The sequence below is a fragment of the Shewanella japonica genome, assembly GCF_002075795.1.
GTDB classification, from domain to species: domain Bacteria; phylum Pseudomonadota; class Gammaproteobacteria; order Enterobacterales; family Shewanellaceae; genus Shewanella; species Shewanella japonica.
Genome location: NZ_CP020472.1, coordinates 1,529,779 through 1,543,564 on the forward strand (window position 1 = coordinate 1,529,779; position 13,786 = coordinate 1,543,564).

Annotated in this window: 9 protein-coding genes and 4 tRNA genes; 5 read left to right on the forward strand and 8 right to left on the reverse strand. The window is 40.2% G+C overall.

All coding sequences use genetic code 11. From position 1 onward, the window contains the following. Positions 1–83 precede the first annotated feature (83 nt). The 3 genes from nagX to SJ2017_RS06610 all read left to right on the forward strand — a co-directional run bounded on the left by nagX (position 84) and on the right by SJ2017_RS06610 (position 4,150). On the forward strand, positions 84–1,196 hold the full coding sequence (gene nagX, locus SJ2017_RS06600) for a transmembrane glucosamine N-acetyltransferase NagX (protein WP_080917418.1): 1,113 nt from the start codon (positions 84–86) through the stop codon (positions 1,194–1,196). Positions 1,197–1,448: 252 nt separating this feature from the next. Further along, positions 1,449–2,750, forward strand: coding sequence for an N-acetylglucosamine MFS transporter NagP (gene nagP / locus SJ2017_RS06605; RefSeq protein ID WP_055025652.1), 1,302 nt, complete (start codon positions 1,449–1,451; stop codon positions 2,748–2,750). Between the two features lie 171 nt (positions 2,751–2,921). Then, positions 2,922–4,150, forward strand: a protein-coding gene (locus tag SJ2017_RS06610; protein ID WP_156003178.1) for an IS3 family transposase whose coding sequence is annotated in 2 segments (ribosomal slippage) — positions 2,922–3,273 and positions 3,273–4,150 — 1,230 coding nt in all. Because the reading frame shifts where the segments join, the coding sequence is not laid out codon by codon here. A gap of 88 nt (positions 4,151–4,238) precedes the next feature. On the opposite strand, the gene SJ2017_RS06615 is transcribed toward SJ2017_RS06610, so the two are convergent. The 5 genes from SJ2017_RS06615 to SJ2017_RS06635 form a co-directional block, all read right to left on the reverse strand. Beyond that, a complete protein-coding gene (locus SJ2017_RS06615) occupies positions 4,239–5,729 on the reverse strand; it encodes an arylsulfatase (RefSeq protein ID WP_412550077.1) in 1,491 nt (496 codons plus the stop codon). A 343-nt stretch (positions 5,730–6,072) separates the two neighbouring features. Continuing rightward, positions 6,073–6,148, reverse strand: a tRNA-Thr gene (locus SJ2017_RS06620). A gap of 7 nt (positions 6,149–6,155) precedes the next feature. After that, positions 6,156–6,231 (reverse strand) — tRNA-Phe (locus SJ2017_RS06625). Between the two features lie 406 nt (positions 6,232–6,637). Further along, positions 6,638–6,713: transfer RNA gene (locus SJ2017_RS06630), tRNA-Thr, on the reverse strand. A gap of 7 nt (positions 6,714–6,720) precedes the next feature. Next, a tRNA-Phe gene (locus tag SJ2017_RS06635) sits at positions 6,721–6,796 on the reverse strand. Between the two features lie 328 nt (positions 6,797–7,124). Between SJ2017_RS06635 and SJ2017_RS06640 the strand changes: the two genes are divergently transcribed. Together SJ2017_RS06640 and SJ2017_RS06645 are read left to right on the forward strand one after the other, a co-directional pair. Beyond that, positions 7,125–7,679: a cytochrome b gene (locus tag SJ2017_RS06640; RefSeq protein ID WP_080915242.1), complete on the forward strand. Its 555-nt coding sequence runs from the start codon at positions 7,125–7,127 to the stop codon at positions 7,677–7,679. An 88-nt stretch (positions 7,680–7,767) separates the two neighbouring features. Continuing rightward, on the forward strand, positions 7,768–8,343 hold the full coding sequence (locus SJ2017_RS06645) for a YceI family protein (RefSeq protein WP_080915243.1): 576 nt from the start codon (positions 7,768–7,770) through the stop codon (positions 8,341–8,343). A gap of 115 nt (positions 8,344–8,458) precedes the next feature. Here the strand turns inward: SJ2017_RS06645 and SJ2017_RS06650 are convergent, their stop codons facing one another. The 3 genes from SJ2017_RS06650 to SJ2017_RS06660 form a co-directional block, all read right to left on the reverse strand. After that, positions 8,459–9,319: a sugar-binding protein gene (locus tag SJ2017_RS06650; protein ID WP_244899779.1), complete on the reverse strand. Its 861-nt coding sequence runs from the start codon at positions 9,317–9,319 to the stop codon at positions 8,459–8,461. Positions 9,320–9,472: 153 nt separating this feature from the next. Continuing rightward, entirely contained in the window at positions 9,473–11,851 is a 2,379-nt protein-coding gene (locus SJ2017_RS06655; RefSeq protein WP_218919243.1) for a GH36-type glycosyl hydrolase domain-containing protein, read from the reverse strand. Positions 11,852–11,854: 3 nt separating this feature from the next. Then, a complete protein-coding gene (locus tag SJ2017_RS06660) occupies positions 11,855–13,294 on the reverse strand; it encodes an MFS transporter (RefSeq protein ID WP_080915244.1) in 1,440 nt (479 codons plus the stop codon). Positions 13,295–13,786 lie beyond the last annotated feature (492 nt).

The window sequence follows — 13,786 nt, forward strand, 5'->3', positions numbered from 1 at the left end:
CTGTAAGTGACACGTCAAGAAGTGATGTTCAACATTCTGAAACTAGAATAAATAGTGATAAACCTAAAACGAAAACACGTTTAATGTCTCTTGATGCATTGCGTGGTTTTGACATGTTTTGGATTTTGGGGGGAGAAGGGCTATTTGCAGGATTATTGCTATTAACTGGCTGGTCAGGTTGGCAATGGTTTGATGGCCAAATGCATCACAGTCAATGGCATGGCTTTACCTTTTATGATGTGATTTTCCCGCTATTTATATTCTTATCCGGTGTAGCGCTAGGCTTGTCTCCAAAAAGGTTGGATAAACTGCCAATGAGCGAACGCCTACCTTTTTATCGTCATGCTATAAAGCGACTTGGATTACTCATCCTACTAGGCGTGCTTTATAACCATGGTTGGGGTACTGGTGTCCCTGCGGATCCTGAACAAATTAGATATGCCAGTGTATTGGCTCGAATCGGTTTTGCTTGGTTTATTGGGGCAATGCTGGTTTGGCATACAAGCCTGCGAGTACAGGCTGCGATAGCGATTATCATTTTATTGGCTTATGGCTTATTGCAATTATATGTCCCGTTTCCTAATGGACTACCAGGACTATTCACTGAAGATAATTCGATTAACGCCTATGTGGACAGTTTATTACTGCCAGGTATTTCTTATCAAAACCGTCCTTTAGATCCTGAAGGGGTGCTGTCAACGCTTCCTGCGGTTGTAAATGGTTTAGTCGGTGTATTTGTCGGTCAGCTGTTGGTTAATACCAACATATCTGCGTGTAAGCTCTCTTCTGACTGGATAAAAGTGTTGTTACTAATGATTGCGGGTTGCTTGCTGATTTCACTAGCTTGGTTAGTTGATTTTGTTATACCGATTAATAAAGACCTTTGGACAAGCAGTTTTGTATTGGTGACGTCTGGTTGGAGTATCGTATTTTTAGCCATTTTTTATGCGCTTATTGATGTTCTCAAATGGCAGAAGTGGTCGTTGTTTTTTGTGGTGATTGGCACGAACGCTATCATCATTTATTTAGCTTCAAGCTTAATGAACTGGCAGTATTTTTCTCAAAGTTTATTGGGTGGAGTCATCATAGCATTACCTCAAAACTGGCAGCAATTAATGTCAGTGGTCAGTTTGTTGCTGGTGCAATGGTTAGTATTGTTATGGTTATATCGACGGAAAATTTTCATCCGAATCTAACTTAAACAGATAAGTGCTTGGCTAGTAGGATAAATTCCTGAGCTTGATTTTCACTTGTTATGGTTCTACCAGTTAAAGGAATGACAGCGTTGTCTTTGTGATGTGGATGTTTTAACATGAAATGCGCAATGACTATGAAATGAATTAACAATTCGTCATCATAGTGGTGCTAAAACCTCAATAACAATAAGACTCATATGGGGCAGTGATGGATATTGCTGCTGAAAATTAATGACAATAAGAAGCAGGTTTATGGAAACTACAATGAATAACAGTCAGCAAAAAAGCAGTGTGCTGCCGATGGCTATCGTTGCAATTCTCTTTTTCGTATTGGGATTTGCCACTTGGCTAAATGGCTCTTTGATGCCTTATCTGAAGCAAATCCTTCAACTTAGCCCATTTCAAGCATCTCTAATCTTATTCTCTTTTTATATCGCTGTGACATTTACTGCCCTGCCTTCTGCTTGGGTTATTCGTAAAGTCGGCTATAAAAGTGGTATGGCATTAGGGATGGGGATAATGATGATCGCGGGTTTATTGTTTATACCTGCGGCTAAAACCCAAATATTTCCTTTATTCTTATTAGCGCAATTAGTGATGGGTACTGGCCAAACGTTACTACAAACCGCTGTGAATCCTTATGTTGTTCGTTTAGGCCCTGAAGAATCAGCTGCTGCCCGTGTAAGTGTAATGGGCATTCTCAATAAAGGGGCGGGTGTGATTGCGCCTATGGTATTTACAGCACTGATTTTAGATAGTTTTAAAGACCGTGTTGGAACAACATTAACCCAAATTCAAATCGATGAAATGGCGAATAGTCTAATACTTCCTTACTTGGGTATGGCGGTGTTTATTGGTATTTTAGCGTTTGCTGTTAAAAAATCTCCTTTACCAGAACTCGAGCAAGAAGAAGACGAGTCTTCTGAAAAAGGACAGATTAAAGAAGCCCTAGCTAAACCCAACCTTGCACTAGGTGTTGTCGCATTATTTGTTTATGTGGCCGTTGAAGTCATAGCAGGGGATACCATTGGTACTTACGCATTAACCTTGGGTGTCGAAAACTATGGCGTGATGACATCCTATACAATGGTTTGTATGGTTATCGGTTATAGCTTGGGTATTATTTGTATTCCTCGCTTTATTTCGCAACCTAATGCGTTATTAATCAGTGCTATTTTAGGCGTAGTATTATCTTTTGGTATCGTATTTGGTGATAGTGAGTCATATACCATTGCTAATATGATATTGGTACCATTTGGTGGAGCTGAGCTGCCAGATACCTTATTACTCATTGCATTTCTAGGGTTAGCTAATGCGATTGTGTGGCCAGCAGTATGGCCGTTAGCATTATCAGGAATGGGTCGATTAACCAGTACTGGTTCTGCTTTGTTAATCATGGGGATTGCTGGTGGCGCTTTTGGGCCGGTATTTTGGGGGCTAACAAGCTCTGCGACGTCTTTAGGTATGCAAGGCGGTTATATGGTGATGATCCCTTGTTATCTGTTCATTTTATTTTATGCGGTTAAAGGCTATAAAATGACAAGCTGGAAATAGCTGAAATAACCGTTTTCAATGCAGTGTATGGCGTTACCGACAGCCTTTTAATACTGTCATGAAACGACTTTAAGCCGTAATCCCTTCACAAAAAAGCCACTCTATTGAGTGGCTTTTTTATTACACTAATTGTCCCGTCCCGAGATAAGTTGACACTTTGGAGACTTATCTATGAAACCTTCAAGCGCAATCAGCGTTAAACGAACACAGCGTGATTACACATTAGGCTTTAAATTAGCCGTCGTCAGCCAAGTAGAAAAAGGCGAGCTAACCTATAAGCAAGCTCAAGAGCACTACGGTATCCAAGGTCGAAGCACCGTCCTTACATGGTTGAGAAAGCATGGTAGATTAGACTGGACACTCCCTACTGAGCACTCTCTTATGTCTAAAAGTAAAGAAACCCCCGCCCAGAAAATTAAACGATTAGAGAAGCAAGTTTCTAACCTAGAAATGAAAAATATGATTTATGGCGATATGGTTGAACTGTTAAAAAATGAATATGGTATCGATTTAGAAAAAAAGTACTTAGCCGAGCGCTCTGGATTGCCAAAGAAAAAGGCACGGTAAAGCTAGCGGCAGCGAGTCGGCAATTTAATTTATCAAGACAAGCGATTTACCAGTGGAAACAACGTGCTGAAACAAGAACCGAAAGGCTTAAACCCGTTGTGTCGATGGTGAAGTATTGGCGCCAGTTTATGCCAAGATTGGGGACACGTAAGCTCTACCAGCTCATCAAGCCACAGTTGGTTGAGCAAGGCATAAAACTCGGTCGGGATGGGCTATTTCAATACTTGAAACAGCGAGATATGTTGGTGAAGCCGAGAAAAAATTACACCAAAACAACGAATAGTCATCACTGGCTTAGAAAGCATCCTAATTTGCTTAAAGACAAGATTGTTGAACGAGTAGAAGAAGTGCTAGTTAGCGACATCACCTACGTGAAATCAGATGAAGGAACACATTACTTATCGCTGGTGACAGACGCATATTCTAGAAAAATAATGGGGTACGAGTTAAGTCATGAGATGAAAGCGAGCGATGTCGTCAAAGCGCTGGATATGACGGTAAAGAGTCGTCAAACAACAGGTCATATCATTCATCACTCAGACAGAGGGATGCAGTATTGCTCAGAGGAATACCAAATGGCATTAGCAGTGAACGGTATGACGCCATCAATGACGGATGGGTATGACTGCTACCAAAATGCACTGGCTGAGCGTGTGAATGGTATTTTAAAGCATGAGTTTTTGCTTTATCGCTGCCGAACGATGGAGGAGCTCAGGACCTTGGTCAAGGAATCGGTAGCAATTTACAATGAATTACGACCGCATCTTAGTTTAGGGATGAAAACCCCAAACGAGGTGCATGAAAAAGCCAGTAGGGAGTACCAACTGGCTTAACAAAAACCGTCAACCTATTTTAGGACTAGACAAATAAATTTTGGCTCTTACTACATTTGGCTCTTACTAAAATTTGCCAATAAACTGATTAATGGTTAGTTGGCTTTTCTAGTTTCTCCATGACTTGCTTCAAGCTAAAGCTCGCGGCTTTTTGTCTTGGAGGATATTCTTTAAATGTTTCTAAAAATTGAGCCACATAAGCTTGCGCAGGCACTAATAAAAATGCTCTGTCTATTAACCAGTCATAATAGGTATTAGACGTGCGGTCAGCAGTCTCGTATGGATCCATACGTAGGTTAAATATCTTAGGTAAGCGCAGTTCAACAAAAGGCTCTGCCCATATTTGTAATGTACCTGTTACACGCTGCTCTAAAAATACTGCTTTCCAGTTTTTATAACGCAGAGCGGCTAAATCACCATCATCAGTGAAGTAAAAGATTTCTTCACGAGGGCCGGTATCTGCCTTGCCTGTTAGGTAAGGTAAGAAGTTGTAGCCATCAAGATGGTTTTTAAACTTTTTGCCATTGGCGCTATAGCCTTTAAGTAGCTTCTCTTTTACTTTGCTATCGCCAGCCGCTGCAGCGAAGGTAGGTAGCCAATCCATATGGTGCATAATCTCATTGGAAACGCTACCAGCTTCAATCTTACCTGGCCATCTCACCATCGCAGGAACACGGAATGCGCCTTCCCAGCTGGTATTTTTCTCACTTCTAAACGGAGTTAAACCCGCATCTGGCCATGTGTTCATGTGTGGGCCATTATCGGTTGAGTAAAATACGATCGTGTTATCTTTGATACCTAGCTTATCGACAGTTTTAAGCAGTTGACCAACATGGTTATCATGCTCAATCATACCGTCAGCATAATTACTGACGCCGCTTGCTCCACGAAGTTCAGGCTTAATATGGGTACGGAAATGCATACGTGTTCCGTTCCACCATACAAAGAATGGTTTTTTCGATTTTACACTTTTTTCCATGAAGTCAATTGCCGCCGAAACGGTTTCATCATCAATGGTTTCCATTCTTTTTTTCGTTAATGGGCCAGTATCTTCAATCTTGCCATCAGCTGATGATTTGATAACGCCTCGAGGTCCAAATTTCTTTAAGAATTCAGGATCTTTTGGGTAATCAACGTTTTCAGGTTCTTCTTCAGCATTAAGGTGATAAAGGTTTCCTAAAAATTCATCAAAACCATGGGCAGTAGGTAAGAACTCATCTTTGTCACCTAAATGGTTCTTACCAAATTGACCCGTGGCATAACCCATAGGCTTTAAGATTTCCGCTATGGTGGCATCTTCTGCTTGTAAGCCAATATCAGCACCAGGCAAACCAACTTTACTTAATCCAGTACGAAACACGCTTTGACCTGTAATAAAGGTAGAACGGCCCGCTGTACAAGACTGTTCACCATAATAATCAGTGAACATTAACCCTTCTTTGGCGATACTATCAATATTTGGCGTTTGATAACCCATCAAACCAAATGTATAAGCACTGACATTTGCTTGCCCAATGTCATCGCCCCATATGACGAGAATATTCGGTTTACTAGCAGCGGTAGCACTGGCTGATAGCATTCCTAATGTTATCGCAGCAGTGACTCCGAGGAGTTTTTTCATTCTTACCATTTTTATTTCCTTATATGATTGAAGAGCTGTGTAGATTTTTTGAACACAAGTTATAAGTTAACAGCTAAATTAGCGATTAAACAAGTAACTACGAGATTGTTTACATAAAGGTGAGGAAATATCAGTATATGCACTGATAGAAATTTTGCTTAATAATCCGGCAAATTAGTCAGACAAATAAATGATGAGGTGAATGGTTACTTTATTAAATGATAAAAGGGCAGTTCGGGATGGGTGAAATAGTAAAAATTAGATACAAAAAAGCCACTCATTTGAGTGGCTATTCTGTATATGGTGCCGGCACCAAGAGTCGAACTCGGGACCTACTGATTACAAGTCAGTTGCTCTACCAACTGAGCTATGCCGGCTAAATTGTGGTGCCCGAACCCGGAATCGAACCAGGGACACGAGGATTTTCAATCCTCTGCTCTACCGACTGAGCTATTCGGGCAACTAAACTAAGCGTTAGTTAACTACTTCAAACAAGAAACTAACTTGGTCATTAATGTCTGTGCCGTTTGGAGTGCGCACATACTATAGTCATGGTGATTATCGTGCAAGTGCTTTTTACGCTTTTATATTCGATCAATCAATAAAACAGCAATTTTGTGTTTTATTGGATTAAATTTGAACTAAACACACTACGAAATCGTTGTTTGGTACTGTAGGAGTATGAGTAGGCATAGAAGTAATAGTAAGAGTATAAGACTAGTGGAAGCTGGTGCTGTAATTTTGATGAATTCTATTGTCCTCTAGTCGCTAGCGAAATAAATACACCTTTACGATGGGAAATGGGACAAGTTAGTATCAAATTTTAGACACAAAAAAGCCACTCATTTGAGTGGCTATTCTGTATATGGTGCCGGCACCAAGAGTCGAACTCGGGACCTACTGATTACAAGTCAGTTGCTCTACCAGCTGAGCTATGCCGGCTAAATTGTGGTGCCCGAACCCGGAATCGAACCAGGGACACGAGGATTTTCAATCCTCTGCTCTACCGACTGAGCTATTCGGGCAACTAAACTAAGCGTTAGTTAACTACTTCAAACAAGAAACTAACTTGGTCATTAGTGTCTGTGCCGTTTGGAGTGCGCACATATTATAGGGATGGTTTTATTGACGCAAGTGCTTTTTACAAGTTTTTTATTGTTCGGCTAGTAAATGTTCAAAATGCATGTTTTTTGTCAATATAAAACTCGGCATTGTTAGAAATAACCAGCTTACTTGGTATTCGGCATTTTATAAATGTTCTAAAAAATCGAATGATTGTAGCGAAATTTAGCCATTTTATTTTATATTTTTATCTATAAACTCATTTCTATCAAATATGAGGGATGACGAAACATGTTGGTCAATACACGAGATGGATATGGCTTATTCACAATATTACTTCACTGGGTTAGCGCATTAACCATTTTAGGTTTATTTGGTTTAGGTTTTTGGATGGTGGATTTATCGTATTACAGCAGCTGGTATCAAACTGCGCCTAATATCCATAAAAGTGTCGGAGTACTGCTACTTGGTTTAACACTTATACGCATCCTATGGCGTTTTATCTCTGTCACAACACAGGCTAACTCATCACACAAACATTGGGAAAAACAGGCCGCCAAATGGACTCATAGGGCATTTTATCTATTGATGCTACTGATAATGATAAGTGGCATTTTGATTTCCACAGCCGACGGCAGGGGAGTAATGGTATTTGATTGGTTTGAATTACCTGGTTTGGGTAGCTTTATCACTAATCAAGAAGACATTGCAGGTGTTATTCACCAATATCTTGCATACGGGTTAATTGCTTTGGTTGTGATTCATGCCGCTGGAGCGATTAAACATCAACTTATTGATAAAGATAGCACCCTGACAAGAATGATAAAACCCGTAAAACCGAAGTAGCCTATCGAGTACTTATTTCACTCAAGCGTTGGAAAATTATACTTCATCACTTTTAATCACATGATTAATTTATATAAAGGAATACATAATGAAAAAGCAACTGATTAGCACGGTATTTGGCGCCATCTTGTTGGTACCTGCAATGGCCAATGCTGCTGACTACAAAATTGATACCCAAGGAGCGCATGCGTCAATCCAATTTAAGGTCAATCATTTAGGGTATAGCTTTGTGACAGGCCGCTTTAACGATTTTAGTGGTGACTTTAGCTACGATGCTAATACGGTCAACGATACTAAGGTTAAAGTAACCATTAATACAACCAGTGTTGATTCAAATCATGCAGAGCGTGATAAGCATTTACGTGGAAGTGATTTTTTAAATACGGGTGAATTTCCTAAGGCCGAGTTTGTATCAACGACAGTTGAAGATAAAGGCAATGGGAAAGTGGTCGTAAATGGTAACTTAACGCTAAACGGCGTGACCAAACCTGTGGCAATCGATGCGACAGTCATTGGTGAAGGTAAAGACCCATGGGGTGGTTATCGAGCAGGTTTTGCAGGTACGACAGAATTTGCAATGAAAGATTTTGGGATAAAAATGGACCTAGGCCCAGCTTCAGCAAATGTGAGCTTAGATCTCGTTATTGAAGGGATTAAACAATAACGTCAATTGCGCAATCGAATACTTAATCGACTGAAAAAAGATTAGTCGGGCTATTCACAAAAACGCCACTCAGTTATTGAGCGGCGTTTTTTGTATGTCAGTGTAGGTGGATTGGCTAATTTTGCTTGTTAGTTAATATAATATGGCCAAATACATTGGCATCTTTATACCCTCGATTCATATCGCCATTCACGGCTTTGATGGGGTGAGAGCCAATAAAGTTTTCCCTCGTTTTACTGCCGTCGTTATCACAATAAGCCAGCATAAATCCGAGTTTTTTATTACCGCTGAGGGTGACTGGCGATACTTGATGGTCATCAAATGCTGTTAATGAATCATTATAATTGTCAGGGAATACCTTAATTGCCATTTCCCAATACACTTTTTGTGGGTTGGCCTCATCGCGAGACCAAACAGTTGTAATATGTTCATTAAATGTCATTGCTTGTTTTTGAGTTGAAAAATCGGCAACTTGTCTGTCTAAAGCAACATGATAAGCAAAGGCGTTGTGGCTAAATTGATGTTCACCACCCGAGGCATCTTCATCTAAAAACACTTCAACGGTATCGTCATCCCAATACAGCACAGTTGGATCCGCGGTTTGATCAAATAACACATCATCAATGACTTCAGTGAGTAGATAGAGCGTGTCTTCGCGCCAAAGCAACTTGTAGCGACCACTAAAATCATTTTTATCTATTGCAGCACCAATGATCATGTTATCGATTGGGTGCCAGTTTGCATGTTGCCAATCCGCGTCATTCGGGACTCCATCAATGTTAATTTTTTCATTGGCATAATTGACCATAATAGGTTGATGGACATACTCAGTGAACCTGTCTTCAGTAGTGGCTTGCACACTGTACGATGAAAAAAACGCTGGGAGTACGAGCAGTGATATCGCTGCTTGTGTAATATGCTTTTGGGTGAATGTCAGTCTTGTTATGAAGGAGACATGTTTGTTGAACCATTCCATAGTGTTAATCCGTGTTAGTTTAACCGCAGACGAGAATTGATATGTTACCGCGGTTGATGTCGATGTTATCAACCAGTAGCTTACCTAGATTGAATAGCGTAAAGCTATCAATTCAATCATCTAATTTTTCATATTGGCGAGTCATTCTTGAATCTAGCTTATAGGCAGTAATACTTTTAACCGGTATGTTTGCTTAGGTAAAACATCAAAATTAAACTCGCCATTGGCATCGCTTTCTAGTGGCACATCATCAACCCAAACTTGTTGTGTAGTAACAGTGGTTGTGTGACTTACCTGCATCGTTATTTGGGCTTGTCTGAATCGTCGACAGACATGTAGCTCTGGCCATGATTTAGGTAACTGAGGCTTTATCTTTATCCCCTTTGAAGTGCCTTTAAGGCCAACGAGTTGCTCAATAACAATGCGATAGATCCATGCAACGGTACCAGTATTAAATAATTGACTCGATTTACCAGCATCTTCAGGGAACTGAAAATACGCTCCACGAAAGTAATTAGGGATAAAGACGGGTAGTTGCCCACGAGAGAGGGCATTTGCTTCTGATTCTGCACAAATCATTGTATGCAGTAATTCAAATGCAGCTTCGGTTTCACCTCGCTCAAATAGGGCGAAAATATAGAAAGCACCAGCATGGTTGTAAACTGAACCGTTTTCACCAGTACCAGGAAATTTCTGGGTTAAGCGACCAACTTCTTCATTCATATGGGTGTAGCTAGGCGCAAGCATCATCATGCCAAACGGCGTTTGGAGTTGTTGTTTTATCTGCAACTTCATTTTCTGCCATTGGTTGTTATCGATAGCACCAGATAGCATTGCAAAACTTTGCGGGTTGAGATAAATCCTGCCTTCTTGATTTTGACTCACACCGAAACAGTTTCCAGCATCGGTAATGCCTCTAGCAAACCATTCACCGTCCCAGCAATGCTGATTCACAACTTGGTTTATTGTACTCGCTTGCTGTAATAATGATTCGGCAAGGCTAGCTTTACCTGTTGATTTAGCAACGTTAGACCATAACCTCATGGCGTAAGCACTGGCTAAGCTTAACCAGCTCGATACGCCTTTACCTTGATATCCCACCATATTCATCGGATCGCACCAATCACCTTGATTGATGTAATTCAGACCACGTTGATCTCGTTGAGACCATAAAAATGTCAATGCCAATTCAATATGCTCGAAAACTGTTTTAGGCGCTATGTCATCTGCAAACGGAATAGGCTGGTGTAAGAATTCATAATCTGCTGTTTCGTCAAGATATGCGGTAATACAAATAACTAACCAGACACAATGATCCGTATGTGGGATTTGGTTGATATATTTAAGTTCAGATTCTGGGTTTAATAAAATACCATCAGGCATTTTACCGCTACTATTTTGCTGCGATAACGCCTTAACGAATGCGGCTTTTGTTTCATCAGGCTTGAGGTAAACCATTCCCATTGCATCTTGAAGGTAGTTTCTTGTTTGTGGATCTGTACTTAACCGATTGACATCACCATGGTAAAAAACTTGCCTTGGTAACCAGTGATTAATAAAGTTATCAAATTCCTTATTAGGGCTACTTATACTCAGTTGTTGGTCAGCTTGAGCGATGTACTCTTGGTATTGTTTGTTAATTTTTTCTCGTTTCTCAGGAGATCCCAAATAGTGTTGCTGTAATTGCTTGGCTTCAAGCTTATCTTTTACAGGGGCAAAAACAAAGTTGGCTTGAAAGTGCTGCTCCGTTTGCAAAGGTAAATCAAAATGCATCACAGCAACCGGTGTTTGGTAATGAGCAGGTTTAGATGCTAATGCTCGATTGATGATAGCATCAGGATTATTGAGCCCTCCTTCACCTTCAAATGCTGCTTGGCGAGTTTCGTAACTTGTCGGGGCAATATCACTCATTAATACCGTTGTGTCTTTAAAATCTTGATGTGCAAAGTATTGTTCTATTTTTTGATACGGTGTTACTGACTCACACAAAATGGCATTTAACTCTGTATCAAAATGTGCAGATTGGTTCATCCATGACATATAACCCACTGGGAAGTAACTGTAGATACTCAAGTCACGTGAGCGACCACTATTGTTTGTGATATTAAGTTGCCAAAGTTCAGCGCAATCAGTAGTAGTTAATGTAAGTGATAACTCACAAACGATATCAAGGTGAGTGATGTGCCAGCTGATTTTTTCTTTTTCGACAATAAACTCAAAAGAGTCAGTAGCTTGCTTGACGGGGGCATAAGGAATAGAAAACAACTCACCAGATTGATTATCTTTTATATAAAAGAATCTTCCTGGATGATGGCTAAAATATGGATGCTCAGGCTGCATAAAAGTTTTAGCTTCAAGAGCAGGGCCATGAGCATATTTTGCAGGCTCGGGTTGCATAAATTGGGCAACGGCATAGCCACGACAATTCATTTGAATCATCATTTTTTTATTCCATAAAAAGCCACAAGCATTTGGCATACTTGTTGGGCTGTTTAGGCTGACTGCACCGTTTGCCTGATGGTAAGTGATCACTATTTATTCCTGAGCTGTTGTTTGAGTATGAAGGTTTGGCTGGCTTGTTTTTGCCTTAGGCTTATTTTGATTACTGGCGTTTTCATTTGCATATAATTGCTGAGAAATCTCAGCCATTTTGGCTTCGTTTAAGCTGTAATGTTTAACAACCCAAACCGCTAATAATGCAAATATGGCTGGAATTAATGTGTTCAGTAGTAAAATTCCCATCAGAGAGTCTGGTGATTGCTGCTGATTGGCCACATAGCCCATTGAAGATAAGAGCCAACCAATCATGGCGCCTGCAAATGCTCCCCCCAATTTTTGCGAAAAAGCAGCGGCAGAGAAAATCATTGCTGTTGCTCGGCGTCCATTTTTATATTGAGAGTAATCTGCAGTATCTGCATACATGGAAAACACCAGCGGTGATTTGGGGCCAAGACAGAAACCAATTAAGGCTTGCATGATAAACATTAGAGTAATGTTGTTGGGTGGAATCAGGTAAAAACCTGCCGAAAAGACAGCAACTAAACTCATCAAACCAATCAATAAACTGCGTTTATCAAAATAGCGGCTGAGTATTGGTGTAGATGCTGCCCCAATCGCTAATGAAATCATATATACAGCCGTGAATGTTCCAATTAAGTCTTCTCGACCGACGTAATATTTAAAATAAAATGTCCCGGTGCTGGCGCGCAAAGTGATGGTGAACATAATAATCAGTGCTAGTGAGAATAATATTAACCAAGGTTTATTATTCGATAGATCAATCAGGTCTTGTTTGATACTGGTTTGCTGATTAACGGGTGGTGAAATTCGTTCTTTGGTCGCGAAAAAAGTGAGCGTAAACAAAACAGCAGAGATTAAGCCATAACACCCCATTGTCAGCTGCCAGCCTAGGGCTTGGTCTCCGTTACCTAGCAAGGTCACAAGCTCAGGAGTCAGGTAAGCGACGAGTGTGCCACCAGAAAAAGCACCGATGAATCGAAAACTGGTCAAGGTAGTACGTTCTTGACTGTCTGCGGTGACTACACCTAAAAGGGCGCCATAAGGCACATTAATAAACGTGTATGCCAACATCATGAAAATATATGTGCCATACGCCCATATAATCTTGCCATCATCGCCTAGATCTGGAACGGTAAAAGTGAGTATACCTGCCGCGGCGATAGGGATAATGCCCAGTAATAAATAGGGCCTAAACTTACCAAAGCGAGTGGAAGTTCTATCGGCTAATGCTCCCATCAACGGATCTGAGAAAGCATCAATAAGGCGAGTAACCAACATCATAGTGCCGACTGCAGCAGCTGAAATACCAAATACATCGGTATAAAAAATAAAGAGGAATACATCAAATACACGCCAATAAAAGTTAGATGCCACATCCCCAAGGGCGTATCCAATTTTTTCTTTTAGCGATAATTTTTCAGAGACGGTATTAGTCTGTTCGATATTTTGAGCCATTGTTATGGTTACCTTGGTTGATTCCATCCAATTTGCTTTTAAAGCCCACTTTCAGCTAACTGATTTTTATTGATATTTATTTTTAACAATCAGTGTAAGCGCTTACATTGTTATTAGAATGTAAATGATTAATCAAATTTTGACCAGTGTTAATTTGGGCTAAACTGAGTTTTTTATGGCTGTGGCATCAAAATTGTGCGGTTTTTTTAAGTATAAATACTGAAAGTTAGCGATGAGTTTTAATCGCGATAGCTAAAGGTTTACGGATTACTTTAGAGGATTTACAACATAACGATAGAGGGCAGGGAAATTTGGGTTTCTTGTTATCAAAGTCTAACCATTACCAAGTTAAAGCATGATTTAGTAAGGTATTGTTTAGTAAAAATAGCGCTTGAGGGAAAAGTAAAACGCCCTTCTAGATTTGAGAAAGGCGTTTAAGAAATAATGATTATAAATAGAGATGATTAAATCGAGTTGCTTATTGAATCAAGC

What these genes read in the sequence shown, in the direction of transcription:
- nagX (WP_080917418.1), top strand. Translation starts at nt 84, where the DNA reads ATGTCTCTTGATGCATTGCGTGGTTTTGACATGTTTTGGATTTTGGGG.
- nagP (WP_055025652.1), top strand. Translation starts at nt 1,449, where the DNA reads ATGGAAACTACAATGAATAACAGTCAGCAAAAAAGCAGTGTGCTGCCG.
- SJ2017_RS06615 (WP_412550077.1), bottom strand. Translation starts at nt 5,729, where the DNA reads ATGCTATCAGCCAGTGCTACCGCTGCTAGTAAACCGAATATTCTCGTC.
- SJ2017_RS06640 (WP_080915242.1), top strand. Translation starts at nt 7,125, where the DNA reads ATGTTGGTCAATACACGAGATGGATATGGCTTATTCACAATATTACTT.
- SJ2017_RS06645 (WP_080915243.1), top strand. Translation starts at nt 7,768, where the DNA reads ATGAAAAAGCAACTGATTAGCACGGTATTTGGCGCCATCTTGTTGGTA.
- SJ2017_RS06650 (WP_244899779.1), bottom strand. Translation starts at nt 9,319, where the DNA reads ATGGAATGGTTCAACAAACATGTCTCCTTCATAACAAGACTGACATTC.
- SJ2017_RS06660 (WP_080915244.1), bottom strand. Translation starts at nt 13,294, where the DNA reads ATGGCTCAAAATATCGAACAGACTAATACCGTCTCTGAAAAATTATCG.